Annotated in this window: 21 protein-coding genes; 11 read left to right on the top strand and 10 right to left on the bottom strand. The window is 63.8% G+C overall.

Annotation, left to right across the window (positions count from 1 at the left end; genetic code table 11):
- Window positions 1-110: 110 nt before the first annotated feature.
- The 6 genes from KW825_RS15005 to KW825_RS14980 form a co-directional block, all read right to left on the bottom strand.
- Window positions 111-1,844 carry a methyl-accepting chemotaxis protein gene (locus tag KW825_RS15005; RefSeq protein ID WP_218329661.1) on the bottom strand — a complete coding sequence of 578 codons (1,734 nt, stop codon included), beginning with the start codon at window positions 1,842-1,844 and terminating at the stop codon, window positions 111-113.
- Between the two features lie 57 nt (window positions 1,845-1,901).
- The gene (mglC, locus tag KW825_RS15000) at window positions 1,902-2,912 is read right to left on the bottom strand and encodes a galactose/methyl galactoside ABC transporter permease MglC (protein ID WP_042654376.1); all 1,011 of its coding nucleotides are present in this window, start codon (window positions 2,910-2,912) and stop codon (window positions 1,902-1,904) included.
- Between the two features lie 14 nt (window positions 2,913-2,926).
- Window positions 2,927-4,447, bottom strand: a complete 1,521-nt coding sequence (mglA, locus tag KW825_RS14995; RefSeq protein ID WP_042654377.1) for a galactose/methyl galactoside ABC transporter ATP-binding protein MglA — start codon at window positions 4,445-4,447, stop codon at window positions 2,927-2,929.
- A 52-nt stretch (window positions 4,448-4,499) separates the two neighbouring features.
- The gene (gene mglB, locus KW825_RS14990; protein WP_042654378.1) at window positions 4,500-5,486 is read right to left on the bottom strand and encodes a galactose/glucose ABC transporter substrate-binding protein MglB; all 987 of its coding nucleotides are present in this window, start codon (window positions 5,484-5,486) and stop codon (window positions 4,500-4,502) included.
- Window positions 5,487-5,711: 225 nt separating this feature from the next.
- Window positions 5,712-8,756, bottom strand: coding sequence for a beta-galactosidase (locus tag KW825_RS14985; protein WP_218329660.1), 3,045 nt, complete (start codon window positions 8,754-8,756; stop codon window positions 5,712-5,714).
- A 432-nt stretch (window positions 8,757-9,188) separates the two neighbouring features.
- Complete coding sequence (locus tag KW825_RS14980) at window positions 9,189-10,193, bottom strand: substrate-binding domain-containing protein (RefSeq protein ID WP_218292034.1); 1,005 nt, start codon at window positions 10,191-10,193, stop codon at window positions 9,189-9,191.
- 215 nt (window positions 10,194-10,408) lie between these two features.
- Here KW825_RS14980 and galE point away from each other — a divergent pair, with 215 nt between their 5' ends.
- The 6 genes from galE to bacA all read left to right on the top strand — a co-directional run bounded on the left by galE (window position 10,409) and on the right by bacA (window position 16,758).
- The gene (gene galE / locus KW825_RS14975; protein ID WP_218292035.1) at window positions 10,409-11,422 is read left to right on the top strand and encodes a UDP-glucose 4-epimerase GalE; all 1,014 of its coding nucleotides are present in this window, start codon (window positions 10,409-10,411) and stop codon (window positions 11,420-11,422) included.
- A 73-nt stretch (window positions 11,423-11,495) separates the two neighbouring features.
- On the top strand, window positions 11,496-12,545 hold the full coding sequence (locus KW825_RS14970) for a UDP-glucose--hexose-1-phosphate uridylyltransferase (protein WP_218329659.1): 1,050 nt from the start codon (window positions 11,496-11,498) through the stop codon (window positions 12,543-12,545).
- Complete coding sequence (gene galK / locus KW825_RS14965; protein ID WP_218329658.1) at window positions 12,542-13,693, top strand: galactokinase; 1,152 nt, start codon at window positions 12,542-12,544, stop codon at window positions 13,691-13,693. The genes KW825_RS14970 and galK overlap by 4 nt, the downstream gene beginning before the upstream one ends.
- Window positions 13,690-14,658, top strand: coding sequence for an aldose epimerase family protein (locus tag KW825_RS14960; protein WP_218329657.1), 969 nt, complete (start codon window positions 13,690-13,692; stop codon window positions 14,656-14,658). Before galK ends, KW825_RS14960 begins: the two co-directional genes overlap by 4 nt.
- 178 nt (window positions 14,659-14,836) lie before the next feature.
- Window positions 14,837-15,832, top strand: a complete 996-nt coding sequence (locus KW825_RS14955; protein ID WP_042654384.1) for an aldo/keto reductase — start codon at window positions 14,837-14,839, stop codon at window positions 15,830-15,832.
- A gap of 110 nt (window positions 15,833-15,942) precedes the next feature.
- Entirely contained in the window at window positions 15,943-16,758 is an 816-nt protein-coding gene (gene bacA, locus KW825_RS14950) for an undecaprenyl-diphosphate phosphatase (RefSeq protein ID WP_218329656.1), read from the top strand.
- Between the two features lie 64 nt (window positions 16,759-16,822).
- Here the strand turns inward: bacA and KW825_RS14945 are convergent, their stop codons facing one another.
- From KW825_RS14945 to KW825_RS14935, 3 genes are all read right to left on the bottom strand, one after another.
- Window positions 16,823-17,479: a ChrR family anti-sigma-E factor gene (locus KW825_RS14945; RefSeq protein ID WP_218292040.1), complete on the bottom strand. Its 657-nt coding sequence runs from the start codon at window positions 17,477-17,479 to the stop codon at window positions 16,823-16,825.
- Window positions 17,472-18,041 (bottom strand): sigma-70 family RNA polymerase sigma factor, encoded by a 570-nt coding sequence (locus KW825_RS14940; protein ID WP_218292041.1) that lies wholly within the window; start codon window positions 18,039-18,041, stop codon window positions 17,472-17,474. Before KW825_RS14940 ends, KW825_RS14945 begins: the two co-directional genes overlap by 8 nt.
- 125 nt (window positions 18,042-18,166) lie before the next feature.
- Window positions 18,167-18,733, bottom strand: a complete 567-nt coding sequence (locus tag KW825_RS14935; protein WP_042654474.1) for an LON peptidase substrate-binding domain-containing protein — start codon at window positions 18,731-18,733, stop codon at window positions 18,167-18,169.
- A 314-nt stretch (window positions 18,734-19,047) separates the two neighbouring features.
- Here KW825_RS14935 and argS point away from each other — a divergent pair, with 314 nt between their 5' ends.
- The 4 genes from argS (at window position 19,048) to hslU (ending at window position 23,735) form a co-directional block, all read left to right on the top strand.
- The gene (gene argS, locus KW825_RS14930) at window positions 19,048-20,793 is read left to right on the top strand and encodes an arginine--tRNA ligase (protein ID WP_042654388.1); all 1,746 of its coding nucleotides are present in this window, start codon (window positions 19,048-19,050) and stop codon (window positions 20,791-20,793) included.
- Between the two features lie 3 nt (window positions 20,794-20,796).
- Window positions 20,797-21,606, top strand: coding sequence for an SPOR domain-containing protein (locus KW825_RS14925; RefSeq protein WP_218292042.1), 810 nt, complete (start codon window positions 20,797-20,799; stop codon window positions 21,604-21,606).
- Between the two features lie 189 nt (window positions 21,607-21,795).
- Window positions 21,796-22,344 carry an ATP-dependent protease subunit HslV gene (gene hslV / locus KW825_RS14920; RefSeq protein ID WP_042654390.1) on the top strand — a complete coding sequence of 183 codons (549 nt, stop codon included), beginning with the start codon at window positions 21,796-21,798 and terminating at the stop codon, window positions 22,342-22,344.
- A 62-nt stretch (window positions 22,345-22,406) separates the two neighbouring features.
- A complete protein-coding gene (gene hslU, locus KW825_RS14915; RefSeq protein ID WP_218329655.1) occupies window positions 22,407-23,735 on the top strand; it encodes an HslU--HslV peptidase ATPase subunit in 1,329 nt (442 codons plus the stop codon).
- Window positions 23,736-23,803: 68 nt separating this feature from the next.
- On the opposite strand, the gene KW825_RS14910 is transcribed toward hslU, so the two are convergent.
- Window positions 23,804-25,204: an MFS transporter gene (locus tag KW825_RS14910; protein WP_371315815.1), complete on the bottom strand. Its 1,401-nt coding sequence runs from the start codon at window positions 25,202-25,204 to the stop codon at window positions 23,804-23,806.
- A 179-nt stretch (window positions 25,205-25,383) separates the two neighbouring features.
- Between KW825_RS14910 and KW825_RS14905 the strand changes: the two genes are divergently transcribed.
- The gene (locus tag KW825_RS14905) at window positions 25,384-26,304 is read left to right on the top strand and encodes a LysR family transcriptional regulator (protein ID WP_218329653.1); all 921 of its coding nucleotides are present in this window, start codon (window positions 25,384-25,386) and stop codon (window positions 26,302-26,304) included.
- Window positions 26,305-26,655: the final 351 nt, after the last annotated feature.

The following is a 26,655-nucleotide window of genomic DNA, read 5'->3' as shown; positions in this document are numbered from 1 at the left end:
TCAGGGATTGCAGGGAGCAACTTCGTTCAAGGATCTGAGCGATAAGACTACCGGGGGCGACGCGAGTCGCCCCCATCTTTTTGGCCATTTTTTGCCTCGGCCACCGGCTACTACTCCAGCCTGAAACTCCCTACGATGTCATTCAACCTGTCATAGGTGTGCCGCATGGACACCGAGCTGCCCACCGTCTGCTCACCATTGGTCTTGAGCTGGGTGATCACCTCGGCGATGGCGCTGATGTTGCGGTTGATCTCTTCGGCGACGGCGCTCTGCTGCTCGGCAGCGGTGGCGATGTGGCTGATGAGATCGTTGATCTCCACCACCTCTCCCGCCATCAGATCCAGTGACGCATTCACCCTGTTCGTGTTCTCTGCCGCATCCTGACAACTCTGCCGGGTATTGCCCATGGCCTCCACCACGGTTTGGGTACCCCGCTGCAGCCTGCTCAGCATGGTCTGGATCTCGGCGGTGCTCTGCTGGGTGCGCCCCGCCAGGGAGCGCACCTCATCGGCCACCACCGCAAAACCGCGGCCCTGCTCGCCGGCCCGGGCGGCCTCGATGGCCGCGTTGAGAGCCAGCAGATTGGTCTGCTCAGCGATGCTGCCGATGACCCCGAGGATGGATCCTATCTGCTGCACATCTTGCTGCATGGCGGCAATGGACTGGGCCGTGCTCTCCACCTCAGCCACCAGCGCGGTCACGCTGGCCATGGCCTGATCGACCACCAGGCGCGACTGGCTCGCCAGCTGCTGGCTCTGGCCGGTCAACTGGGCCGTGCTGGCCGCACTCTCGGATACCGACACTGCGGTGCGGCTCATCTCGTTGATGGCGGTGACGACCTGCTCCGTCTCGCGCACATGCTCGGCCAGCAACCCTTGAGCCGAGCCGGTCTGTCTGGCCAGGCCGGCGATGCCGTCATTGAGCTGGCCGCTGGCCTCCCTCACCTCCCCCATCATCTCCTGCAGACGCTCGATGAAGCGGTTGATACCGGCCGAGATCTGGCTGAGGTCGTCCTTGCCGGTCACCGTCAGGCGGCGGGTCAGGTCACCATTGCCTTGCGACAGCTCCAGCACCAGGTCGCGCAGGGAGAGGATGGGGCGATAGGCCAGATTGAGCGCCACCATGGACAGCAGCAACACCAGCGCCGCGACCCCGAACAGGGCCAGGGTGATCTTGCCATTGAGCGCCTGGGTCATGGTCTGGATATAGTCGAGATCCACGTAACCGGTCAGCGTCCACTGGCTGCCCCGGATATCCAGCTGGTTGGGGCGGGCCTCACTCTCCCCTTGCGGCTTGCTGTCGTAGAGCACCTTGCCCTGACTGTCGGCCAGCGAGAAGTAGCGCCCTTCGCCGCTCACCTTGGCCAGCAGCTGCTTGAACTCGCTCATGTCGAGGTAATAGAGGTAAGCGGAGTCGGCGCCCCTGGGCACCAGGATGGAGATGACGGGCTTGCCATCCAGCTGCTGCAGCGGGCTGACGGTGATCTGATTATTGGCGGCGGGGATCAGCTTGCGCAGTGCCTCGACCCTGGCCGGATCATTGATGACCCCGTTCACGTCGAACGCCATGTCACCGATCAGCTTGACGATGTTGTGGAATCCGGTCTCCTGCAGGGCCTTCTTGACGCTGGTCACCCCGAGGTTGAGATTGGCCGCCAGCAGCACCTTCTGATTGATGTCCCCCGCCAGCTTCTCTTTGACCAGGGTGATCTGCTCGTTGATGTTCTGGGTGGCCTGGGTGCGTATGTAGCCGCTGATGAAGTGATTGACGCTGAGCCAGGCGGTGCCGATGGTGACCAGGATGGCGAGCAGCAGGAGGACGTTGATCTTGACTTTAAATGGCATGGAATGGGTCCCTCCAAAGAGAGAGGGCCGGTCTCTCCCGGCCCTCTCTGCCAATGCTTACTTCTTCTTGGCGTACTTCATGGAGTCCAGTGCGACCGCCAGTATGATGATGCCGCCCTTGATGATGAACTGCCAGTAGGGGCTGACACCGATATAGGTCAGACCGTAGTTGATCAGGGTGAAGATGAGCACCCCGGTGATGACACCGGCCACTGTGCCCACACCACCGGCGAAGGAGACCCCGCCCACCACGCAGGCCGCGATGGCGTCGAGCTCATACATGAAGCCGAGGTTGTTGGTGGCACTGCCGATACGGCCCGCCTCCAGCATGCCACCGAAGGCGTAGAACACCCCGGCCAGGGCATAGATCACCACCAGGTTGACGGCAACGTTGACGCCGGAGACCTTGGCGGCCTCGGGGTTGCCACCGATGGCGAAGATGTTCTTGCCGAAGCGGGTCTTGTTCCACAGCACCCAGACGAACACGCTGGCAATGGCGGCATAGAAGGTGAGATAGGATAGCTTGAACCCCCCCAGCTTGATGAACCCCTGCGCGAAGCTCGAGAAGCGGGGATCGAAGCCGGCTACCGGCGAGGCACCCACGGAATCGAAGTACAGCGAGTTGATGCCGTAGACGATGATCATGGTACCCAGGGTGGTAATAAACGGGGTCACATTGAGATAGGCCACGATCAGACCGTTGAGCAGACCGATCAGGGCCCCCACGGCACAGACCAGCAGGATCACCACCGGAATGGGCACTTCACCCAGGCTGGGGAACACCTTGTTGACGTTGGTCAGCGCCTGCAACATGGTGGCGGCGATCAGGGCGGCCAGGCCGACCTGACGACCGGCCGACAGGTCAGTGCCCTGGGTGATGATGATGCCCGCCACCCCGAGTGCGATGATGACCCGCACCGAGGACTGGGTCAGGATGTTGCTGAAGTTGGTGAGGCTCAGGAAGGAGGGCTCCTTGATCACTATGACCATGAGCAACACCAGCAGCACCACATAGATGCCGTTCTCTTTGAGCGCCTGCATCAGATTGAAATTTTTAGCCGACTCCATAAATATCTTCCTGTCTATAGGTACAGAGATGCCAGGCGTAGGATCTCGCTCTGGTCAGTTTCTTTGGTGTTGACGATCCCGGCGACCCGGCCATTGCTCATGACCATGATGCGATCCGTGATCCCGAGCAGCTCAGGCATCTCTGAGGAGATGATGATGATGCCCTTGTCCTTCTTGGCCAGCTCCAGGATGAGCTGGTAGATCTCGAACTTGGCGCCGACGTCGATACCCCGGGTCGGTTCATCCAGCATCAGGATCTCAGGTTGGGTCAGCAGCCAGCGGCCGATGATGACCTTCTGCTGGTTACCGCCGGACAGGGAGCCAATCTGTGTCTGCTGGGTCGGGGTCTTGACCCGCATGGAGTCGATGACCCACTGGGTGTCGCTCTTCATCTTGTTGTTGCTGAGCAGCCCCATGGAACTCTTGTAGCTGTCCATGTTGGCGATCAGGGAGTTGAACGCGATGTCGAGACGGGAGTAGATACCGGTGGAGCGCCGCTCCTCGGTGACCAGGGCGAAGCCGTTCTGGATCGCCTCGTGGGCATTGTGATTGGCCACCTCTTTGCCATGCAGCTTGATGGCGCCGCCGCTGCGATCGCGGATGCCAAACAGGGTCTCGACGATGTCGGTGCGCTTGGCACCGACCAAGCCGGCGATGCCGAGGATCTCACCCTTGTGCAGGTCGAAGGTGACGTCCTGAATGGATGGCTGGTTCTTCGCCGTCAGATGCTCAACCTCCAGGATGACCTCTTTCGGCTGATTGGTTTTCTCCGGGAAGCGCTGGGTCAACTCACGACCGACCATCATGCCGATGATCTGATCCATGGTCATGCCCTTGAGCGGCTGAGTCGCCACCCATTGCCCATCCCGCAATATGGTGATCTCGTCACACAGCTGGAAGATCTCTTCCATCTTGTGGGAGATGTAGACGATGCCGCAGCCCTTCTCTTTCAGCTTGTTGATGATCTTGAAGAGGTGATTGACCTCTTTCTCGGTCAAGGAGGAGGTGGGCTCGTCCATGATGACAATCTTGGCATCATAAGAGAACGCCTTGGCGATCTCGATCATCTGCATCTGGGACACGGAGAGCGTGCCCACCTTGACCCGAGGATCGATATCGATATCCAGTTCGTCGAAGATATGTTTGGTGTCGTGGTACATCTTGCCGTGGTCAACGAACCAGCCCTTGGTGGGGTAGCGGCCGAGCCACATGTTGTCCATCACGGTGCGTTGCAAGACCAGGTTCAACTCCTGGTGCACCATGGAGACGCCGTTCTCCAGCGCCTCTTTGGACGAGGTGAAGTTGACCTCCTCGCCCTTGAAGAAGATCTTGCCCTCATCCTTCTCATAAATGCCGAACAAGCACTTGAGCAGCGTGGATTTACCCGCGCCATTCTCGCCCATCAACGCATGCACAGAATGAGGACGGACCCGTAAATTGACATTATCGAGTGCCTTGACGCCGGGAAAGCTCTTACTGACGTCAATCATCTCCAACAGCCATTCTGATTGTTGCCGTGTTGTCATATCAGCCATCACATCGGGTTGAAATAGAGGGCAAGGGGTCACCTTGCCCAGGAGGAGGGAATTACTCGAATTGAGCCAGGTTGTCTTTGTCTACGCCCACGTAGGCAACGCGGACGACCTTGTTGTCGATCTTCCACTTGGTGCCTTCACCGGCCGGTTTGCCTTCAGCCAGATTCTTGGTCAGCTCGAAGGTGGCTTTCGCCTGGTTGGCCGCATCGTTCAGCACTGTACCCGCCATGGCACCGCTCTTGACCATGGCCAGCGCCTCGGGCAACGCATCGACACCGAACACCGGAATGGCGGTCTTGCCTTGGGCCTTGAGGGATTCAACAGCGCCCATTGCCATGCCATCGTTGTTGGCGATCACCACTTCGATCTTGTTGGCGTTAGGACCGGAGATCCAGGCATCCATCTTGTCTTTGGCCATGGCGGTATCCCACATACCGGTATCCATGTGCAGCTGCTGGGTCTTGAGGCCGCCGTCGTTCAGGGTCTTGACGACATAGGTGGTGCGGGCTTCGGCATCCGGGTGGCCAGGCTCACCCTTGAGCAGCACGAACTGGATGACGCCATCCTTGTTCAGATCCCACTCCGGATGGGCTTTCCAATGTTTGGCGATCAGCTGACCCTGGATGATGCCTGACTCCTTGGAGTCGGTGCCCACGTAGTAGGCCTTGTCATAGCTGGCAAGATCGGCCGCACTCGGTTCCTTGTTGTAGAACACCACAGGTACATCTTCGCCACGGGCCTTCTCAATCACGACAGGGGCCGCCGCCGGATCAACCAGGTTGATCGCCAGCGCCTTCACACCCTTGGCCAGCAGCACGTCGATCTGGTCGTTCTGCTTGGACTGGTCATTCTGGGAGTCATTCATCAGCAGCTCGACACCTGGGTTCGCCACTGCTTCCTTCTCAATTGCCTTGCGTACCACGGCCATGAAGTTGTCGTCGTACTTGTAGACGGTCACACCGATACGGGTTTCAGCGTGGGCGGTGGCACCGGCCGTCAGTCCCATCAGCAGGGCGGCAACTGTCGTGAGTTTTTTCATTGTTATGCTCCGATCTCTAATATCTGTTTTTGTAGGGAATGCTGTACACCATGTGAACTGGCGCGAGCCTAATGTAATCAGTTTGTTGTCTGGAGTTCTGTGATCCTGACGACAAAATGAAAACGTTTACACTCTGTTACACAGCAACAAAATCGTTAAATATTAATTACTTAAACACAACCAAGACTCAATCGATTCGTTTTGGCGTTCATGGGGGAGTCAGATTCAGCGTAGAACACAGTTCCAATAGTAGCTCCCTGGCCGCAGCCAATATTCTGGCCGCACGCTCTGGCTCCAGGAGTCGTCACCCCCAACCCCCATGTGGAAGCCATCGAGACAGAGGTGCAGCCCACCCTCCGCCACCAGATCGGTCTGATGGCGGGCCAGGGCGAGTTGCGGCTGGCTGTAACGGCTGACGCTGAAGTGAAACTTGCCAGCGATGGTGATCTCCCCCAACTGCAACCGGCGGGTATCGCAACGCAGGCCGTTGTCGGTCGGGAACACATAGAGTGTGTGCAGGGCATCGAGCGGAATCTGCCAGCGACCGAGATCGGCGGCGAGCAGGCGATCCGGGTAGTTCTCATGGGGGCCTCGCCCCAGCCAGCTCACTTCGTCGATCTCATCAACCAGCCAGAGCCTGGCCCCGATGCGGGGCAACGACGGCAGGGAGGCGGCAACCTCCACCTCGATGGCAAGCGCCATGGCGCCATCGGCACCGAAGCTGTGGCGCCAGTGGGTCAGCAGCTTGAGCTCCTCGCCGACGAAGTAACCGTGTCGAACCAGTGCGGTCCCCTGGTCCGGGTTCACCGTCATCCCCAGGCAGCGATGCTGCAGGTCATTGAGCCCGGCCTCCTGCCAGCGGGCGATCCAGGCGTTGGGATCTATGTGATCCGCCTCGCTGGCGCCGATGTCGTTGTCCAGCGGCGCGCGGTAGAAGTGATCGGCGATGGCATCTCTCAGCCGCTCCTGCCCCTGCTTTTGCCAGCTGCGGATCCGCCCGCTGGCCTTGTCCAGCCGCCATTCGCTGTTGGCGGCGACGATGAGCCAATGGTCCGCCAGCTCCTGCATCGAGGCGGCCCGGGGGCTCGCCGAGGGCAGCGCCAGGGGGCTGGGCAGCATGAACTGCTGGCGAGCCACCTCGTGGCCCGCCTCGGCCCAGGCCGTGGCGCCCTGCTGCACTATGGCCAGCTCCAGCCAGGCCAGAGAGCCCGCGACTAAGCTCGGCAGTTGCTCCAGCAGGGTCAGGGTCAGGCTGGCCTGGGGTGCCAGGCCGAGCGGGCATTCCCCCTGCGCCAGCACGGCGCCATCCTCACACAGCCGCCAGCGCAGCAGCTCGTTGTCCGTGGCGCGGAACAGGTAGTCGCTGGTGATCTCGACCTCCAGCGGCCGTTGGCTTTTCAGCGCCAACACGAAGGGCTGCTGGGCGCGCTTGGCCTCGAACAGGGCGGGATGAGGGGTCCTGTCCGGGAACAGCAGGCCGTTGCAGCAGAATTGGCGATCGTTGGGCATGTCGCCGAAGTCGCCGCCGTAGGCCCAATAGTGGCGACCATCGTCGGTCGCCTTGTCGAGCCCCTGATCGACCCAGTCCCAGACAAAGCCGCCCTGCAGGCGGGGATGAGCGCGAAACGCCTGCCAATAGTGGGCAAAGCCCCCCAGGCTGTTGCCCATGGCATGGGCGTACTCGCACAGGATCAGCGGCCGGGTCTCGTCCGGCAGCCCGATCCACTTGGCCAGCGCCCACTTGGGCACCGCCGGGAAGGGTTGATCCTGGTGGGTGCGGGCATACATGGGGCAGATGATGTCGGTGGCCGGGGTATCGGCCCCGCCCCCCTCGTACTGGACCGAGCGGCTCGGATCGGCGCGCTTGACCCACTGGTACATGGCATCGTGGGCGGGGCCATAGCCGGACTCGTTGCCCAGGGACCAGATGATGATGCTGGGATGGTTGAAGTCCCGCGCCACCATGCGGGTGACCCGCTCCAGGAAGGCGCCGCTCCAGGCGGGATCCTGCGCCAGCCGCCCCATGGGGGTCATGCCGTGGGTCTCCAGATTCGCCTCGTCCACCACATAGAGGCCAAGCCGGTCACACAGTCGATAAAACTCGGGGTGATTGGGGTAGTGGGAACAGCGCACCGCGTTGAAGTTGTGCTGCTTCATCAGCCGCAGATCCTGCTCCATGGCGGCCGGGGTCACCACATGGCCCAGGGCGGGATCGTGCTCGTGGCGATTGGCGCCGCGGATCAGCAGGGGCTGGCCGTTGACCCGCAGCAGACCACCGCGGATCTCCACCGCCCGAAAGCCCACGTCATGGGCCTCGCTCTCGATGGGCAAGCCCTGCTCGTCCAGTAACGTCAGGGTCAGGCGATAGAGGTGAGGGGTCTCGGCGCTCCATTTATGGGGCGCCGGCACCTCCAGCCACAGCTCGGCGCGATCCCCGAAGGCCCCCTTCTCGTCGATGGCCCCGGTGCCGAGCGGCTGACGTCGGCGGGTGATCAACTCGTCGCCATGATAGAGGCTCGCCTCCACCGCCAGCCCGCTGCCATCGTTGACCTGCAGCGCCACCTTGAGGCGGGCATCCCGGTAGCAGGCATCCAGCAGCGGCGTCAGCCGCACGTCCAGCAGATGGCGTTCTGGTTTGTGGAGCAGGCTGACGGAGCGGAAGATGCCGCTGAGGCGCCACATGTCCTGATCCTCCAGGTAGGAGCCATCCGACCAGCGCAGCACCAGCGCCGCCAGCCGGTTGGAACCGGCCTGCAGGAAGGGGCTGAGATCGAATTCGGCGGGCAGCCGGCTGTCCTGGGAGTAACCGACCCAGCGACCGTTGCAGAACAAATAGAAGGCGCTGTCGACCCCGTCGAAGATGATCCGGGTCTGGCCCTCGGCCAGCCAGTCGGCGGGCAGGTCAAACTCACGGGAGTAGCAGCCGGTCGGATTGGCCGCCGGCACCCTGGGCGGATCGCAGGGGAAGGGATACTTGATGTTGGTGTAGATGGGGCGATCGAAGCCCTGCAACTGCCAGTTGCCCGGCACAGCGACGGTCGCCGCCTCCGGCAGATCCTGATGCAGCCAGGCATCGGGCACCTGTTCGGGCGCCGCGAAGAAGGAGAACTGCCAGTCGCCATCGAGCAATAGCCGCGACGGCGAGGCGAGCCCGCTCCGCGCATCGGCCTCGCTGCGCCAGCTGGACAGCGGGGTATGGGCTGGCAGCCGGTTGACGGCGGTAATGGCCTGGGTCTGCCAGTCCTGACGGGCCAAGATCTCCCTGATCATCCTCTCTCTTCCTGTATGAGCGTTGAACACGTCAGCAGTGTAGGAGAGTTTCACACCCGAAACGGCGATCTCGCTCACACAGGTGTAAACGATTACACAGGAGATGTTAAGTAAAACAGGGTAAAAATGATTAAAGATGAGTAAAAAACGGCGAGCGTCGCCGTGAGTGGACTCACGGCGACGATAAAACGGAATGACGGGGTTCGTTCAGCCCCATATTTGGGTCATGGAGTGGCTATTGAGGCACGATCAGAGCCTGGCGGGATCACAGAATGAGGAGTGAACAGCAGGAGCATGTAAACGGGCCGCCATCTCCCGCTCAATTGCTATCGAGGCAGGATCAGGGTCTGACGGGAATCATGGAGTGACGATTGAGCAGCATTGGCGTGCAGACGGGCCGTCATCTCACGCTCAATCGTCATAGAAGCAGGATCAGGGTCTGACCGGAGCCACCGAGTGGCGATTGATCAGGGTCGGGGTGTAGACGCGGCTCTGTACCACCTCGCTCTCGCCCGCGGCGAGTTGCAACGCCAGCTTGGCCGCCTGCGCCGCCATCAGCTCGATGGGGTAGCGCATGGTGGAGAGCTTGGGCCTCAGGTATCTGGCATAGATGATGTCATCGAAGCCGACCACGGAGACCTCTTCCGGCACCTTGAGACCATTGTCGGCCAGCACCGAGATGGCCCCCGCCGCCATGGCGTCGTTGTAAGCCACCACGGCCGTGATGCTGAGCCCCTTGGCCAGCAGGTTGAGCATGGCGCGCTCTCCCCCCTCCTCATTGGGCATGCCGCTCTCGACCAGTTCGGGATCCGCACTCAGACCCGCCTCGAGCAGGGCATCCTGATAGCCCTGCAGGCGCTGCTGGGCATCCTCGATGGCATGATCCGAGCTGACGAAGGCGATGTGACGATGACCCAGCTCCAGCAGATGACGGGTCGCGGTGGCGGCCCCCTGCCGGTTGTTGAGGGCGATGCAGCGCCCCCTCAGGGCCGGAATATCCCGATTGATCAACACCATGCCGGGTACCCGCAGGGCATAGTCGATCAACTCCTCATCGCTCAGCGCCTTGCTGTGTACCACCAGCGCCTCGCAGCGTTTGCCGATCAACAGCTCGATGGACTCCCGCTCCTGCTGTGCCCTGTGAAAACCGTTGCCCATCAGCAGGTGTAACCCCTGTTCCACCGCCACCGCAGCCACCCCCTTGACCAGGGCTCCGAAGAAGGGATCCGCCACATCGCCGACCACCACGCCCATGGTGTCACAGGTCTGGTTGACCAGCGCCCGGGCGTTGGCATTGGGGGTGTAGCCCAGCTCGGCCATGGCTTTGCGCACCACCTCGCGGGAGGCGGCGCTGGCCTTGGGTGAGTTGTTCATCACCCGTGAAACCGTTGCCACCGATACGTTGGCCAAACGGGCGACATCCTTGATGGTACTCATGCTGTTTTCACTTATTTCACGGTTTTGGACGGGGCCATTATACCGAGCAATCCCACTGATGACAGGGGAAAAGCCGAGGTCGTTCATTTTTCCCTCAACAATTTTGTGTAATCGTTTACACAAATATGTTAGCCCGCTCACAGTTTGAGGGGGAGTGCCTCGGCTAGACTCCGGCTCAGGCTTTCCTATGTGGGGAACGGATAGTGGAGAAGAGGATGAAAGTACTGGTCACCGGCGGCTGTGGTTACATTGGCAGCCATACCTGCCTTGCCTTGCAGGCCGCAGGCATGGAACCCGTGGTGGTAGACAATCTGTGCAACAGCAAGCCCGGCGTGCTGGCGCGGATCGCCGCCATCAGCGGGCGTGAACCCCTGTTCTATCGGGGCGATATTCGTGACGAGGCCCTGCTGGATCGCATCTTCGCCGAGCAGGAGATCGAGGCGGTGATCCACTTCGCCGCCCTCAAGGCGGTCGGCGAGTCGACCCGCATCCCCCTCGACTACTACCAGAACAACCTGAGCGGCACCCTGGTCCTGCTGCAGGCCATGAAGCGCGCCGGCGTCCACAACCTGGTGTTCAGCTCCTCGGCCACCGTCTATGGTGACCCGGCAAGCACCCCCATCCGGGAAGATTTCCCGCGCAGCGCCACCAACCCCTACGGTCGATCCAAGCTGATCATCGAGCAGATCCTCGAGGATCTGCAGGCCGCCGAGCCCCACTGGAGCATGACGCTGCTGCGCTACTTCAACCCGGTCGGCGCCCACGAATCCGGCACCATGGGGGAGGATCCCCAGGGCATTCCCAACAATCTGATGCCCTTCCTGACCCAGGTCGCCATCGGCCGTCGCGACTGCCTCTCCGTCTTTGGAAACGATTACAACACCCTGGACGGCACCGGTGTGCGCGATTACATCCATGTGGTGGATCTCGCCGAGGGGCACGTCAAGGCGCTGCAGCACTGCACCCATAAGGGTGGCGTCCACCCCTACAACCTGGGTACCGGCCTGGGCCAGAGCGTGTTGCAGATGGTCGCGGCGTTCGAGGCGGCCTGCGGTCACCCCCTGCCCTATCGCATCGAGCCGAGACGCCCTGGCGACATCGCCGAGTGCTGGGCCGATCCGGCCAAGGCCGAACGCGAGCTGGGCTGGCACGCCAGCCGGGATCTCGCCGCCATGTGCGCCGACAGCTGGCGCTGGCAATCCACCAATCCACGGGGGTATGAGTCGTGATGGCACACTCCTTCCCCCTCCACGCCCCTGCGGCGGCTACCCTTTTCATTTCACCAGGCATTGAGGAGTGATGATGTTCAACCCGGTTGATCACCCCCACCGTCGTTTCAACCCGCTGACCGGCCAGTATGTGCTGGTCTCCCCCCACAGGGCCAAGCGCCCCTGGCAGGGTCAGGTTGAGAAGATAAGCCAGGCCCCGAGCCAGGCCCACGACCCCGACTGTTTCCTCTGCGCGGGCAATCGCCGGGTCACCGGCGACCAGAACCCCGACTATCAGGAGACCTTCGTCTTCACCAACGACTTCGCCGCCCTGATGCAGGACACCCCGGCCGCCAGCGACGCCCAGGATCCCCTGCTGCGACTGGAAGCCGCCCGTGGCACCAGCCGGGTCATCTGCTTCTCGCCGGATCACGGCAAGACCCTGCCCGAGCTGACGCTGCCCGCCATCGAGGCGGTGATCCAGACCTGGCGGGATCAGGTGAGCGAGCTCTCCGCTCAATGGGAGTGGGTGCAAGTATTTGAAAACAAAGGCGCCGTCATGGGCTGCTCCAACCCGCACCCCCATGGCCAGCTGTGGGGCAGCGACTTCCTGCCCAACGAGATCGCCCGCGAAGAGCAGCACCAGCGCGACTGGCTGGCCGAGCATGGCCGCCCGCTGCTGGTCGACTACGTGGAGCGGGAACTGAACGATCGCTCCCGCATCGTGGTGGAAACCGAGCACTGGCTGGCGGTGGTCCCCTTCTGGGCGGCCTGGCCGTTCGAGACCCTGCTGCTACCCAAGGCCCATGTGCCCTCCCTGCTGAGCCTCAGTCCCGAGCAGCAACAGGATCTGGCGGTGGCGCTCAAGGAGCTCACCAGCCGCTACGACAACCTGTTCGAGTGCAGCTTCCCCTACTCCATGGGCTGGCACTTTGCGCCGCCCAACTCGGATTGCCCAGAAGCCTGGCAGTTGCACGCCCACTTCTACCCGCCTCTTCTGCGCTCCGCCACTGTGCGCAAGTTCATGGTGGGCTTCGAGATGCTGGCCGAGACCCAGCGCGATCTGACCCCTGAGCAAGCCGCCGAGCGGCTGCGCGCGCTCAGCCCCATTCACTACAACCAAGCCAAAGAGGAAGCAGTATGACCCCCAGCCAACGCGTCAGCGCCGTCTATGCCGAGCAGTTTGAGCAGCCGCCCGAGCTGCTGGTGCGCGCCCCCGGTCGCGTCAACCTCATCGGCGAACACACAGATTACAATGACGGCTTCGTGCTGCCCTGCGCCATCGACTACGAGACCTGTGTCGCCATCGGCCTGCGCGACGACAACCTGGTGCAGGTGATCGCCGCCGACTACGACAACCAGCGCGATCTGTTCGATCTCGCGCAGCCCATCGAGCACCATGCCGACCAGCGCTGGAGCGACTACATCCGCGGCGTGGTGAAGCACCTGCAGGCCCGCGGCCATGTGCTGCGCGGCCTCAATCTGGTGGTCTCCGGCAACGTGCCGCAGGGCACGGGGCTCTCCTCCTCCGCCTCGCTGGAGGTGGCCATAGGCCAGGCCTTCAAGGAGGCGCTGGGGCTTCACATCAGCCAGGCCGAGATCGCCCTCAATGGCCAGCAGGCGGAGAACCAGTTCGTCGGCTGCAACTGCGGCATCATGGATCAGATGATCTCCGCCAGCGGCAAGACGGATCACGCCCTGCTGCTGGACTGCCGCTCGCTGGAGACCCGCCTCATCCCCATGCCCGCCGATCTGGCGGTGCTGATCGTCAACTCCAACGTGCGCCGCGGCCTGGTGGACAGCGAATACAACACCCGCCGCCAGCAGTGTGAGACCGCCGCCCGCCACTATGGCGTCAAGGCGCTGCGGGATCTGGATCTGGCCGCACTGGAGGCCGGCAAGGCCGGGCTGGATGAGGCCTGCTATCGCCGTGCCCGCCACGTGGTGGGGGAAAACGCCCGCACCCTGGCCGCCGCCGATGCGCTGGCCTGCGGCGATCTGGTTCGCCTCGGCGAGCTGATGGGTCAATCCCATGTCGCCATGCGCGACGACTTCGAGATCACAGTGCCCGCCATCGACGGCCTGGTGGAGATCATCAAGGCGCAGATCGGCACCCAGGGTGGCGTACGCATGACCGGCGGCGGCTTCGGCGGCTGCGTGGTCGCCCTGCTGCGCCCGGAGCAGGTGAATGAGGTGATCGCCGCGGTCGAGGCCCAGTACCCTGCCAGGTTCGGCCTCAAGGCGGACAGCTATGTCTGCCGCGCCAGCGCCGGAGCCGGGGTGATCGCATGAAGGAATTTCATCTGCAGAATGACGCCGGGTTGCGCCTCGGCGTGCTCGACTTCGGTGCCACCCTGACCGCCCTCGAGCTGCCGGTCGATGGCCATTACCGCAACGTGTTGCTCGCCTGCGAACCCGCCGACTATGCCAGGCAAAGTGCCTATCTCGGTGCCATCGTCGGCCGTTTTGCCAACCGCATCGGTGGCGCCCGCCTGACACGGGACGGCCAGCACTGGTCTCTCGATGCCAACGAAGGCACCACCTGCCTGCACGGCGGCAGCCAGTCGTTGCATAACAGGGAGTGGCAGGTATCCGAACTGGCCGGGGATCGCATTCGCCTACACACCCGGCTGGCCGACGGCGAGCAGGGCTTCCCCGGCAATCTGGATGTCAACCTGGAGTACCGGCTCGAGCAGCAGGACTTGGTGATCGAACTCACCGCCACCACGGATGCACAGACTCCGGTGAATCTCACCAGCCACGCCTACTTCAATCTGGATGGCGGTGATGTGCGCGAGCACAGCATCAGCATCGCGGCCGATCACTACCTGCCGATCGACGAGCACTCGCTGCCGCTGGGCAAGGCCGAGGTGACGGGTCCATTCGACCTGCGCCAGCGCCGCCTCGTTGGTGAGGAGTGGTTGAGTCACCCGCAGCAGATCGGGGCCTGTGGCTACGATCACTGCTTCCTGCTGAACCCGCTCCCCGGTCAAGCCGCCGTGACCCTCGTCTCGGGCGATGAGCGCCTTCGCATGGAAATGTATACCGACCAGCCTGGCGTGCAGCTCTACACTGGCAACTGGCTGGCGGGCACCCCGGCCAGAGGCGGCGGCGAGTGGCAGAACCATCAGGGACTCTGCCTGGAGGCGCAACAGCTGCCGGACAGCCCCAACCGCCCCGAGCTGGGGGATCCCTGGTTGCAGCCGGGCGAGACCTACCGCCACGTCACCCGTTACCGCCTGATCCCCGCGCGCTAAGCCCCGCCCTCTCTCCCAAAGGGAGGGAGAAGGGATTAGGGTTGCGCTGCCGTCGTCACCGTTGGGTGATGGCGGCTGCCAGTCCCCTTCTCCCCTCGCGGGAGCAGGGTGGGGAATGCAGGGAATATCTGACCGCTCAAATCCAATATCGTGAACCAGCCCCAACCCAGGAGTTTTTATGGATGACAACTACCTAGCGGCACCCGACCGTTACCAGCGCCAACCCTATCGCGCCGTGGGCCGCCACGGCCTGCGCCTGCCCAGCATAGGGCTGGGGCTCTGGCACAACTTCGGCGAGGGCAGCGATCCCGCCAAGGTGAAGGCCATGGTGCATCAGGCGTTCGATCTGGGCATCACCCACTTCGATCTGGCCAACAACTACGGGCCGCCCCCCGGCTCCGCCGAGACCACCTTCGGCACCGTGCTCAAGCGCAGCCTGGCCCCCTATAGAGACGAGCTGATCATCGCCAGCAAGGCGGGCTACGTGATGTGGGATGGCCCCTATGGGGACGGCGGCAGCGCCAAGTACCTGTTTGCCAGCCTGCACCAGAGCCTGCGCCGACTCGGCCTCGACTACGTCGACATCTTCTACCACCACAGGCCGGACTCCCGCACCCCGCTGGAGGAGACCTGCCAGGCGCTGGCGCTGATGGTGCGCCAGGGCAAGGCGCTCTACGTCGGCCTTTCCAACTACCCGGCCGAACTGGCCGCCAGGGCGGCGACCCGGCTGGCGGAACTCGGCACCCCCTGCCTGGTCAATCAGCTCAAATACTCCCTGTTCCAGCGGGAAATCGAGGCCGAGACCCTGCCGGTCTGCCGCGAGCAGGGGGTGGGGGTCGTGGCCTTCTCCCCCCTGGCCGGCGGCCTGCTCAGCGATCGCTACCTGGCCGGGATCCCAGCGGATTCCCGCGCCGCCAGCGCCAGCCCCTTCCTCCAGCCCGATCAGATCACCCCGGAGAAACTGGTCAGGATCCGGGCCCTGCATGCCCTGGCACAGCAGCGGGGGCAGGAGTTGTCACAGCTGGCACTGCAATGGGTGCTGCGCGATCCCGTGGTGAGCTGCGCCCTGATCGGCGCCAGCAATCCGCAGCAGATAGCCAGCGCGGTCGATGCCCTCAACCTGCCGCCGTTGGATGCCGAGTGGCAGCAAAAAATCCTGGCGGTGCTCCGCTGACTGCGGCGCAATATTCTCTGGTTGCCCGGGTTATTTTCCGCCATCATTGGTCGCCCCGACTCCGCTCGGGGCTGCTTTTATCCGGACCAATCAACCAAGAGATCTGAATCATGACAGAGTCCTACGCCCTGTTTGTCGCCTTTGTGCTGGGCATAGTGGAAGGCCTGACCGAGTTTCTGCCCGTTTCATCCACCGGCCACATGATCATCGTCGGCCACCTGCTCGGTTTCGAAGGCCCCAAGGCCGCCACCTTCGAGGTGGTCATTCAGATGGGCTCCATACTGGCGGTCGTGGCCGTGTTCTGGCGCCGGCTGTTCGGGCTGATTGGCATCCATTTCGGCCAGAAGCCAGCCAAGGGCCACGCCACCCTGTCGCTGATCCACATCATCCTCGGCATGCTGCCCGCCGTGGTCATAGGCCTGGCCATTCACAGCTGGATCAAGGCCAACCTGTTCGGCCCCGAGACCGTGATGTATGCCCTGGTCGCCGGCGGCATCCTGCTGATCATCGCCGAGAAGTTCCGCCCTGCGGTGCGCTCCGAGACCCTGGATGACATCAGTTACCAGCAGGCGCTCGGCATAGGCCTGTTCCAGTGCCTGGCGCTCTGGCCCGGCTTCTCCCGCTCCGGCGCCACCATCAGCGGCGGCATGCTGATGGGGATCAGCCGTCAGGCGGCGGCCGAGTTCTCCTTCATCCTGGCGGTGCCCATGATGGTGGCCGCCAGCGGACTGGATCTCTACAAGAGCCGCGACTTCCTCTCCATGGCCGACTTCCCCATGTTCGCGGTGGGTTTCGTCACCGCCTTCGTGGTGGCCATGATCGCCATCAAGACCTTCCTCGCGCTGATCCGCCGGCTCGACTTCATCCCGTTCGCCATCTACCGCTTCGTGGTGGCCTTCGCCGTCTATCTGGTGTTCGTGGCCTGAGCCCTTGCTCGCCACACGAAAAAAGGGACCCGACGGGTCCCTTTTTTTATGCCTGCGACCGGCCTCAGTAGAGCCGATCCCTGAGGCCGTTCAGCAGCCGTGACAGCCCCCTGGTGAAGCGGACCGGGGCATCCAGCACCGTGTAGCAGAGGCAGCCGTCCGGGGTGTGCGGGCTGTGGGAGTGGCTGGCATCGCGCCAGATGAAGTCCCCCGCCTGATAGCGGACCTCGCCATCCTGGATGTTGCCCGCCAGCAGCAGGGTCAGTTCGTAGCCCTGATGGGTGTGCTCCGGGATGCGCCCGCCCGCCTCTATGTGCAGCAGGCTGGCCCGCGCCCCCTGCTCCACCAACGGCAGCCGGTGCTGACGGATGGCGCCGACATGGCGCCAGTCGGCCTCATGGTAACGGGCCAGGGCCCTGGGCAGGGGATACTCCCGGCCGGCCACCCGCAGCTCGGGGACGGGGTCGGCGGCGCTCACCACGGGTAGCAGGGGTTGCTGCAGTATCTCCGCCAGCATGGCATCCAGCACCGGCACCATGGCCTCTTCGGGAGCCGGGGTCTCGAGATGGCGGGCCGCCAGCTCCTCCTCACAGGCGTGCAGCCAGGCGCCACAATCGGCACAGAGTTCGCAGTGGGCCGAGACGCCGACCGTCAGCGGCAGTGGCAATTCGCCGGCGGCAAAGGCGCGCAGCATGACGTGGGTGGGATGGGCTTTAATCATGCTCTTGCTCCACATGCTCTTTCAGCTTCTGCAATGCCAGCCGCAGCCTGGACTTGATGGTACCGAGCGGGACCCCGAGCAGATCCGCCAGCTCCTGCTGGGAGAGTTCCTGCAGGTAGATGCCGCGTACCACCTGCTGCTGGGCCTGGGGCAGGGCGTCCAGATGGTGCGCCATCTGGCTCGTCAGCACGGCCCCTTCCCCCTCGCTCAGTCGATCCTCTTCTGCCCTGAACTCCAGCACGGGCCACAGCTCCTCGGCGCAGAGATCCTCCTTGCTGGCCCGGCGCCGGCGCAGCATGTCGAAACACTGGTTGCGCATCACCGTGTAGATCCAGGTGGTGGGGGCGCCCCGCTCGGGGTGATAGAGCCGCGCCTTCTGCCAGACCAGCAGCATGGTCTCCTGCACCAGCTCCAGCGCATTGGCTTCGCTGCCGAGATGGCGCAGGCCATAGCCGCGGATGCGGGGGGCGAAGTGGTGAAACAGGGTGGCGAAGGCAGCCTTGTCGGCCTGCTCCGCCACGCGCAGCAGGTTCGCCTTCAGGTCACCATCTGGGTTATCCATGCGGGTCGAGGTCCTGTGACGGATAAATGATGGGTGGCTAGTATATGTCATCGCGCCCTACCTTGATGGCTATCGCCCTTGCCAGTACGACGGCCAGTGAAAAAAGATCATTCCTCCCCATGCCGTCAATGGCTCGCCACCAGCAGCCCGCTCAGCAGCGAGAGCGCCGGCTGGTTGTTCTCGGCCGCCACCAGCCACTGCTTCTGCTCCACCGGGATGGGCAGCACCTCGAGCCAGCGCTGCGCCACCCAGCTGGCGTCGTCCCAGTCGGGGGTGGGGTAGAGCGCCGCGTATTCGGGGTAATCGTTGAACACATCCTGCAACGCCTTGACCAGGGAGTGCTGATCCGCATTGAGCCGGCTGGTCTGCCAGGGGGGCAGCGGCTCCACCTCGCCCACCCGCAGACCATCGGACTCCTGCCACAGATCGACTATCCTGACCCGCGCCACCCCGAGCACGGTGATGCCGAGCAGGCCGTCCGGCAGCAGATCGAAATCGATGATCCGCACCCGGGTGGCGATGGGGTACATGTTGCGCAGCGCCTCCGGCTGACGGGGATCCAGCATGCAGATGGCAAACTCCCGCGTCTGCGCCTCGGCGACCATGCGCTGATACCTGGGCTCGAAGATGCGCAGCGGCATGATGCCACCGGGCAGCAGGTGAGCGGAGAGCGGAAACAGCGCCAGTTTCATCAGGATCATCCTCCAACGACTTCCTCTGATGATACGACCGTGGCACGGGGCGGGATCATTCAGATCGAGATGGAATAAAAAACCCGTTAACAATCAGGGGAAAATAGCCTGGACAAGCCGCTTCGATATGCAGTAGAAATGGATAACCACCACTTATTCCAATCAATATTCTGTATTGTGGTGGAAAACGCAGTGAAATATCCGCCGTGCCAATACGGGCGGGCCATTCCTATAGTTTTCTCGGCCCGATGCGGGTAAAATTCACGCCCTTATCTAGTCAGTCATTTTTCGACGCGCAACCTCGGTGGTCAGTTATGAAAGAGCATATTCATCATCTACTTGAACAAACGGTAGCCAATCTCAAGTCCGCGGGCGTGTTGCCGGCCGACCTGGAAGCCCGGGTGCAAGTAGACCGATGCAAGGAGAAGGCTCACGGTGACCTGGCCACCAACCTGGCCATGCTGCTGGCCAAACCGGCCCGCAAGAATCCCCGCGAGCTGGCCACCGCCATCATCGAGCACCTGCCCGCCTCCGACCTGATCGCCAAGGTCGAGATCGCCGGCCCCGGCTTCATCAACTTCTTCTTCGACCAGCGCTGGCTGGCCGGCCAGGTCGAGGCCATGGTGACCTCCGCCAACGCCAACGTGAAGCTGCCGACCCCGCAGACAGTGGTGGTGGACTACTCCGCCCCCAACGTGGCCAAGGAGATGGCGGTGCACCACATCCGTTCCACCGTGCTCGGTGACGTGGCGGCCCGCGCCCTGGAGTTCCTCGGCCACAAGGTGGTGCGCGCCAACCACATCGGCGACTGGGGCACCCAGTTCGGCATGCTGATCGCCTATCTGGAGAAGATGGCCAACGAGCACGCCAGCGACATGGCGCTCAAGGATCTGGAAGCCTTCTACACCCAGGCCAAGCGTTGCTACGACGAAGACGAAGCCTTCGCCGAGCGCGCCCGCAACTACGTGGTCAAGCTGCAGGGTGGCGATGAGTACTGCCGCACCATGTGGAAGAAGCTGGTCGACATGACCATGGAACAGAACCAGATCAACTACGACCGCCTGAATGTCTCCCTGACCAACAAGGACATCATGGGCGAGTCCATGTACAACGACATGCTGCCCGCCATCGTCACCGACCTGAAAGCCAAGGGGCTGGCGGTCGAGAGCGAAGGCGCCACCGTGGTGTTCCTCGACGAATTCAAGAACAAGGATGGCGAGCCCATGGGCGTCATCATCCAGAAGAGCGATGGCGGCTTCCTCTACACCACCACCGACATCGCCTGTGCCAAGTACCGTTACGAGACCCTGGGCGCCGACCGGGTGATGTACTTCATCGACTCCCGTCAGCACCAGCACCTGATGCAGGCCTGGACCATCACCCGCAAGGCGGGCTATGTGCCGGAGTCCGTTCCCCTCGAGCACCACGCCTTCGGCATGATGCTGGGCAAGGATGGCCGTCCCTACAAGACCCGCTCCGGCGGCACCGTCAAGCTGGTCGATCTGCTGAACGAGGCCGAGGAGCGCGCCGCCGCCCTGCTGGAGAGCCGCAACAGCGACCTCAGCGCCGAGGAGAAGGCCCAGGTGGTGCACGCCATCGCCATGGGGGCGGTCAAGTATGCGGATCTGTCCAAGAACCGCACCACCGACTACATCTTCGACTGGGACATGATGCTGTCGTTTGAGGGCAACACGGCCCCTTACCTGCAGTACGCCTACACCCGCATCCAGTCCATCTTCCGCAAGGCCGGCGTCGACGCCGAGACCCTGGGCGGCAAGGTGGTGCTGAACGAAGAGGCGGAAGAGGTGCTGGCCCAGAAGCTGATCCAGTTCTCCGATGCCATCAACGGCGTGGCGGACAAGGGGATGCCGCACCTGCTCTGCACCTACCTATACGAGCTGTCCGGCAACTTCATGACCTTCTACGAAGCCTGCCCGATCAACAAGGACGGCGTCGACGAGGTCAGCCGCCAGAGCCGTCTGTTGCTGTGCGCCGCCACCGCCAAGGTCCTGAAACTGGGTCTGGGCGTGCTGGGCATCCATACCCTGGAGCGCATGTAATAGATGGCAACCCGGGATTACGTCGGCAACAGCCCGAGAAGACGGGCCGGTGGTCGTAACACCAAGAAAGCGGCACCTCGCCGCTTTCCTGTTATCCCGGCACTGCTGGCCGGGGCCCTGCTCGTCGGCTTCGGCGCCTTCCTCTACCTGATCAATGGCAAGGGCGCCGATGCCCCGACCATAGAGGAGCAGGTCAAGGCCAACAAGCCGAAGGCGCAGGGCAATGGCCTGCCACAGGAGAAGTGGAGCTACATCGAGCGGCTGGAGAACAAGCAGGTGGACATCATGGAGCCGCCGCCCCAGCCGGGGGTGCCGCCACCGGCGCCCACCCTCACCCTGCAGCCCGAGAAACTGCCGCAGCCGGTGCCGACCGACATCCCCCAGCCGGGGACGCCCATCGGCCAGGTGCAGCCGTACCAGCCGCAACCGGTTCAGCCCGCCAAGCCAGCCCCCGTGACCAGCGCCCAGGAGCAGGTGATCGACCGCAAGGCCGAGCTCGCGCGCATGGAGAAGGGGCTGCGGGCCGAGCAGGAGAAGGCCAAGGCGGCCGCGGCGCAGCAGACTGCGGCGGCAGACAGTGGTCGCTACATGATGCAGTGCGCCGCCCTGCGCTCACAGGATTCCGCCGAATCGCTCAAGGCGCGCATCGCCTTCGGCGCCGGCCTCTCCTCCAGCCTGCAGGTGGTGAATGGCGCCAACGGCACCGTCTACAAGGTGATGGTCGGTCCCTTCAGCGGCAAGCCCGCCGTCGATGCCGCCAACCGCAAGCTGCAAGGCGCCGGTATCAGCGGCTGTATCCCCAAGAAGGGCTGATAGTCGTTCGCTCCAGACAGCAGGCAGGGCTCAACACCCTGCCTTCTTTTTATCCGCCGTTTGGCCTGCAGGCCATATGACGCCCTCTCTTATCCGCGCCATCGGCAGGGTTGAAAAACTCCGGCCTGACCCCCATCTTTCTTGCCATGCACAGTCAGGCCGTTTTTCGGCTCAAGCGAGGTAAGTAAAGTGACTACCATAGTTTCAGTCCGCCGCAACGGCCAAGTCGTGATCGGGGGGGATGGCCAGGTATCCCTCGGCAACACCGTCATGAAGGGCAACGCCCGCAAGGTTCATCGTCTCTATAACGGCAAGGTGCTGGCGGGCTTCGCCGGCGGTACCGCCGATGCCTTCACCCTGCTCGAGCGCTTCGAGGCCAAGCTGCAGGCCCATCAGGGCAATCTGGAGCGCGCCGCCGTGGCGTTGGCCAAAGACTGGCGCACCGATCGCGCCCTGCGCCGCCTCGAGGCCCTGCTGGCGGTCGCCGATGAGCACAAGTCCTTCATCATCACCGGCAACGGTGACGTGGTGCAGCCGGAGCATGATCTCATCGCCATCGGCTCGGGCGGCAACTTCGCCCAGTCGGCGGCCACCGCCTTGCTGGAGAACACCGAGCTGGATGCCAAGAGCATCGTCGAGAAGTCCCTCAAGATCGCCGGTGACATCTGCGTCTTCACCAACCAGCATCACACGGTTGAAGTGCTGGAGTACGCACCCAAAGAGACCGAGCCGAAGTAAGGCCCCTCTTTGCCAATTTGCAAGGGGTGGGCCCTGCCCGCCCCGGATACAGGAATGCCATCATGTCCGAGATGACCCCGAGAGAAATCGTTCACGAGCTGGACCGCCACATCATCGGCCAGGCCGATGCCAAGCGGGCGGTGGCCGTCGCCCTGCGTAACCGCTGGCGCCGGATGCAGCTCAGCGAGGAGATGCGCCACGAGGTGACGCCGAAGAACATCCTGATGATAGGCCCGACCGGCGTCGGCAAGACCGAGATCGCCCGCCGCCTCGCCAAGCTGGCCAACGCCCCCTTCATCAAGGTCGAAGCGACCAAGTTCACCGAGGTGGGCTACGTGGGCAAGGAAGTGGACAGCATCATCCGCGATCTGACCGATGTCGCCATCAAGCTGGTGCGCGAGACCGAGATGGAGAAGATGAAATACCGCGCCGAGGAAGCCGCCGAGGAGCGCATCCTCGACGCCCTGCTGCCCAACCCGCGCAACAGCTGGGGCGAGGAGGAGAAGGCCGACAACTCCAACACCCGCCAGGTGTTCCGCAAAAAACTGCGGGAAGGCCAGCTGGATGACAAGGAGATCGAACTCGAGCTCTCCGCCAGCCCCATGGGGGTCGACATCATGACCCCGCCAGGCATGGAAGAGATGGCGAACCAGCTGCAGGGGCTGTTCCAGAACCTGGGTCAGCAGCAGAAGAAGAAGCGCAAGATCAAGGTCAAGGAGGCCATGAAGGTGCTGATCGAGGAGGAGGCCACCCGTCTGGTCAACCCGGAAGAGTTGAAGCAGAAGGCGATCCACGCGGTCGAGAACAACGGCATCGTCTTCCTCGACGAGATCGACAAGATCTGCAAGCGCGGTGAATCCTCCGGCCCCGACGTCTCCCGCGAGGGGGTACAGCGGGACCTGCTGCCGCTGGTCGAGGGCTGCACCGTCAACACCAAGCACGGCATGGTGAAGACAGACCACATACTGTTCGTCGCCTCCGGCGCCTTCCAGGTGGCACGCCCGTCGGATCTCATCCCCGAGCTGCAGGGCCGTCTGCCGATCCGGGTCGAGCTGACCGCGCTGACCACCGAAGACTTCGAGCGCATCCTGACCGAGCCTAACGCCTCTCTCACCGACCAGTACCAGGCGCTGATGGCGACCGAAGGGGTCAAGATCGAGTTCACCAAGGACGGCATCCGCCGCCTGGCCGAGGCCGCCTGGCAGGTCAACGAGCGCACCGAGAACATCGGCGCCCGCCGCCTGCACACAGTGATGGAGCGACTGATGGAAGACATCTCCTACGATGCCTCCGAGCAGTCAGGCGCGACCTTCGTGATCGATGCCGACTACGTCAACGCCCACCTCGGCAAGCTGATCGAGGACGAGGATCTGAGCCGCTTTATCCTGTAAGGCCAGCTCTATGACGCTCTAAAAACGCCTCCCGATGGAGGCGTTTTTTATGCCTCATGGTTTCCCCCTCAGCTCACCGCCAGTGCCCCCTCGCGGCGGCGTCCGACCAGCCAGAGTGCCCCGCCGATCAACAAGCCAGCCAGGGCAAAGCTGGCCTGCATGGCGAACGCCAGATCCGCCGCCATGGCCGTAGCCAGGCGGTGCGTGCCGGCCAGGCTGGCAAACAGGCCACCGAGCCCGGCGGCCCCCGTCAGCTGGCCCAGATTGCGCGACAGGGTCAGCAAGCCGGCCACGGCCCCCCTCGTCTGCTCGCTCGCCGCCCCCACCAGGGCACTGTTGTTGGCAGTCTGGAACAGGGCATAGCCGGAGGTCAGCAGCAGTATGGGCAGCAGATAACCGAGCGGGCCCAGCCCGCTGCTCAGGGTCGCCAGCCCGAGGGCCGCGCTCGCCATGGCCATCAGCCCCAGCCGCACCACCCGCCGCGCACCTACCCTGTCCACCAGCCAGCCAGCGGGCATCCCCGTCAGGGCCGCCAACAGCGGCCCGCCCGAGATCATGAGCCCGACCGTCCCCAGATCGAGGCCGAACACCCCCCGCAGGTAGAAGGGGCCGATCAGCAGGCTCGCCACCATCACGCTGGCCACCAGGGCACTGGCGAGCAGGCCGCCGCGCAGGTGGGGCTCGGCCAGCAGCGCCAGCGGCAACAGGGGGGAGCAAGCGAGTCGCTCGCGGCGCACGAACAGCGCGGCGACGAGCAGTGCCCCCGCTCCCCAGCAGAGCGCCAGCACGCCCCCCGAGGTCAGCGCCAGCCCGTAGCAGAGCAGCGCCATCACCAGCATCAGCAGGCGCGCGAGGGCGATGCTTTCCTTTTTCGGCGGTGCCCCCTCCGCAGGCAGGCCGAGCAGGCCAGCCCCCAGCGCCAGCAGGCTGACGGGCACCAGCAGCAGGAAGGGCGCCTGCCAGCCGAACGTACCTATCAACAGGCCGCCGAACGAGGGGCCAAGGGCAGTGCCACAGGCCGACAGGGTACCGAGCAGCCCCATGCCCCAGCCACGGCGCGCCGGCCCCACCAGCTGCCCCACCATGGCCAGCGCGAGCACCAGCATGCAGGCCGCCCCGGCCCCCTGCAGGGCCCGCGCCGCGATCAGCCAGCCGAGGGAGGGCGCCAGGGCGCACAGCAGGGAGGCCAGCGCAAACAGTCCAAGGCCCCAGAGCAGCAGGCGACGCCGGCCGAGCCGGTCACCGAGCCGCCCGGCCACCACCGTCAGGCAGGTGAGCCCCAGCAGGTAGGCCACCAGCACCCACTGCACGCCGGCAAAGGGCACGGCAAACGCCTGCTCCAACGCCGGCAGCACCATGTTGGCCATGCTCCCCGCCAGCATGGGCAGCAGGGTGGCGAGCCCGAGCGCCAGCAGGCCGAGGCGGCGAGTCAGAGGGGGCGAAAGAACGATATTGTGTGGCATGGGCATGAGCTCCGGCGGACTAGGATGCCGACAAGGCTAGCCAGCAAGCTGAACCGGCGGAAGACGCACGACTTGCAGCTTATAGCTGCACGGCACGCCATATGAAGGCGCCCATTCTCGCGTATGATGAGGCGAGAGGCGTCGCCATGAGGCGGTCACCCTGAAGGCTCGGCGAGGCAAAGATCATGAGCACACCCGATTTCAATCTGCTGCTAACCCTGGAGGCGCTGCTCGATGAGGGCAGCGTGGCCGGCGCCGCCAGACGGCTGCGGCTCAGCCCCTCCGCCATGAGCCGGGCGCTGGCCCGGCTGCGCGCGACCACGGGGGATCCTCTGCTGGTGCGGGCCGGCCGGGGGGTGGTGCCCACCCCGCGCGCCCTGGTCCTGCGCGAGCAGGTCAGCCAGCTGGTGCAGGAGGCAGAGGCCGTGCTGCGCCCCCAGCAGGAGGTGGATCCGGCCAGCCTGATGCGCACCTTCCGGCTGAGGGCCAGCGACGGTTTCGTGGAGAGCGTCGGGGCGGCCCTGCTGACCCGGCTCGCCGCAGAGGCGCCCGGAGTGCGGCTGCATTTCATGGCCAAGCCCGACAAGGAGAGCCACGCCCTGCGCGGCGGGGAGCTGGATTTCGAGACCGGGGTGATCGGCGCCAACACGGCGCCCGAGCTGCACACCCAGGCGCTGTTCCAGGATCGCTTCGTCGCCGTGGTGCGCCCCGGTCATCCCCTGTGCGAAGGCCCCCTGACCGCCGCCCGCTATGCCGCCGCCCGCCACATCATGGTGTCACGCCGCGGGCAGGAGCACGGCCCCGTCGATGAGGCGCTCGCCGTCTTCAAGCTGGAGCGCACCATCACCACCCTGGTGCCGGGATTTGCCACTGCGCTGGCGCTGGTGCGGGGCAGCGATCTGGTGGCCACCGTGCCCGCGCTGCACTGCGCCGCCCTGCACGCCGATCTGGTGACCCTGCCCCTGCCCTTCCCCTTGCCCAAAATCACCCTGGCCCTGCTCTGGCATCCCAGGCTGGATGCCGATCCGGCCCACCGCTGGCTGCGCCATCTCATCCGCGAGACCTGCGCCCGCGCGCCCTATCAAACGCCACAGCCAATGCGCTGATCCCGGGGCCGCTCCCCGCGTGGGAGCGTGCGATAAACACCTCCTCGCCGAGGTGTTTTTTCATCATGGTTGGCGAGCCAGGCCGCCCTAGGCCACCCAGCCGAATGATGAAAGTGAACGAGCTGCGGCCCACGAACGAGCCGCCGGTCTATCGCCACCCTCCCCGCCTGACCGCCGACCCACCGACGGTGGCCGCAGCCCCCTATTGCCATTTGACACGCAACCAGCCTAATTGCACCACTGGTATACCTATTTATGCATAGCTTTCTATTTCACCAACTTACCTCTGAGGGGATATATAAATAGACACTTGATTTACATCAATTGCCCGCCCCCCGTGACTGGGTAGCC

This window comes from Aeromonas sp. sif2433 (genome assembly GCF_019218705.1).
In the GTDB taxonomy this organism is placed as follows: domain Bacteria; phylum Pseudomonadota; class Gammaproteobacteria; order Enterobacterales; family Aeromonadaceae; genus Aeromonas; species Aeromonas encheleia.
The sequence above is the reverse complement of the archived record's forward strand: the minus strand, read 5'-3'. Positions and strand labels throughout refer to the sequence as shown.

Excerpts from the sequence above, each read along its gene's own strand:
- KW825_RS15005 (WP_218329661.1), bottom strand. The coding sequence starts at position 1,844 with ATGCCATTTAAAGTCAAGATCAACGTCCTCCTGCTGCTCGCCATCCTG.
- mglC (WP_042654376.1), bottom strand. The coding sequence starts at position 2,912 with ATGGAGTCGGCTAAAAATTTCAATCTGATGCAGGCGCTCAAAGAGAAC.
- mglA (WP_042654377.1), bottom strand. The coding sequence starts at position 4,447 with ATGGCTGATATGACAACACGGCAACAATCAGAATGGCTGTTGGAGATG.
- mglB (WP_042654378.1), bottom strand. The coding sequence starts at position 5,486 with ATGAAAAAACTCACGACAGTTGCCGCCCTGCTGATGGGACTGACGGCC.
- KW825_RS14985 (WP_218329660.1), bottom strand. The coding sequence starts at position 8,756 with ATGATCAGGGAGATCTTGGCCCGTCAGGACTGGCAGACCCAGGCCATT.
- KW825_RS14980 (WP_218292034.1), bottom strand. The coding sequence starts at position 10,193 with ATGAGTACCATCAAGGATGTCGCCCGTTTGGCCAACGTATCGGTGGCA.
- galE (WP_218292035.1), top strand. The coding sequence starts at position 10,409 with ATGAAAGTACTGGTCACCGGCGGCTGTGGTTACATTGGCAGCCATACC.
- KW825_RS14970 (WP_218329659.1), top strand. The coding sequence starts at position 11,496 with ATGTTCAACCCGGTTGATCACCCCCACCGTCGTTTCAACCCGCTGACC.
- galK (WP_218329658.1), top strand. The coding sequence starts at position 12,542 with ATGACCCCCAGCCAACGCGTCAGCGCCGTCTATGCCGAGCAGTTTGAG.
- KW825_RS14960 (WP_218329657.1), top strand. The coding sequence starts at position 13,690 with ATGAAGGAATTTCATCTGCAGAATGACGCCGGGTTGCGCCTCGGCGTG.
- KW825_RS14955 (WP_042654384.1), top strand. The coding sequence starts at position 14,837 with ATGGATGACAACTACCTAGCGGCACCCGACCGTTACCAGCGCCAACCC.
- bacA (WP_218329656.1), top strand. The coding sequence starts at position 15,943 with ATGACAGAGTCCTACGCCCTGTTTGTCGCCTTTGTGCTGGGCATAGTG.
- KW825_RS14945 (WP_218292040.1), bottom strand. The coding sequence starts at position 17,479 with ATGATTAAAGCCCATCCCACCCACGTCATGCTGCGCGCCTTTGCCGCC.
- KW825_RS14940 (WP_218292041.1), bottom strand. The coding sequence starts at position 18,041 with ATGGATAACCCAGATGGTGACCTGAAGGCGAACCTGCTGCGCGTGGCG.
- KW825_RS14935 (WP_042654474.1), bottom strand. The coding sequence starts at position 18,733 with ATGAAACTGGCGCTGTTTCCGCTCTCCGCTCACCTGCTGCCCGGTGGC.
- argS (WP_042654388.1), top strand. The coding sequence starts at position 19,048 with ATGAAAGAGCATATTCATCATCTACTTGAACAAACGGTAGCCAATCTC.
- KW825_RS14925 (WP_218292042.1), top strand. The coding sequence starts at position 20,797 with ATGGCAACCCGGGATTACGTCGGCAACAGCCCGAGAAGACGGGCCGGT.
- hslU (WP_218329655.1), top strand. The coding sequence starts at position 22,407 with ATGTCCGAGATGACCCCGAGAGAAATCGTTCACGAGCTGGACCGCCAC.
- KW825_RS14910 (WP_371315815.1), bottom strand. The coding sequence starts at position 25,204 with ATGCCCATGCCACACAATATCGTTCTTTCGCCCCCTCTGACTCGCCGC.
- KW825_RS14905 (WP_218329653.1), top strand. The coding sequence starts at position 25,384 with ATGAGCACACCCGATTTCAATCTGCTGCTAACCCTGGAGGCGCTGCTC.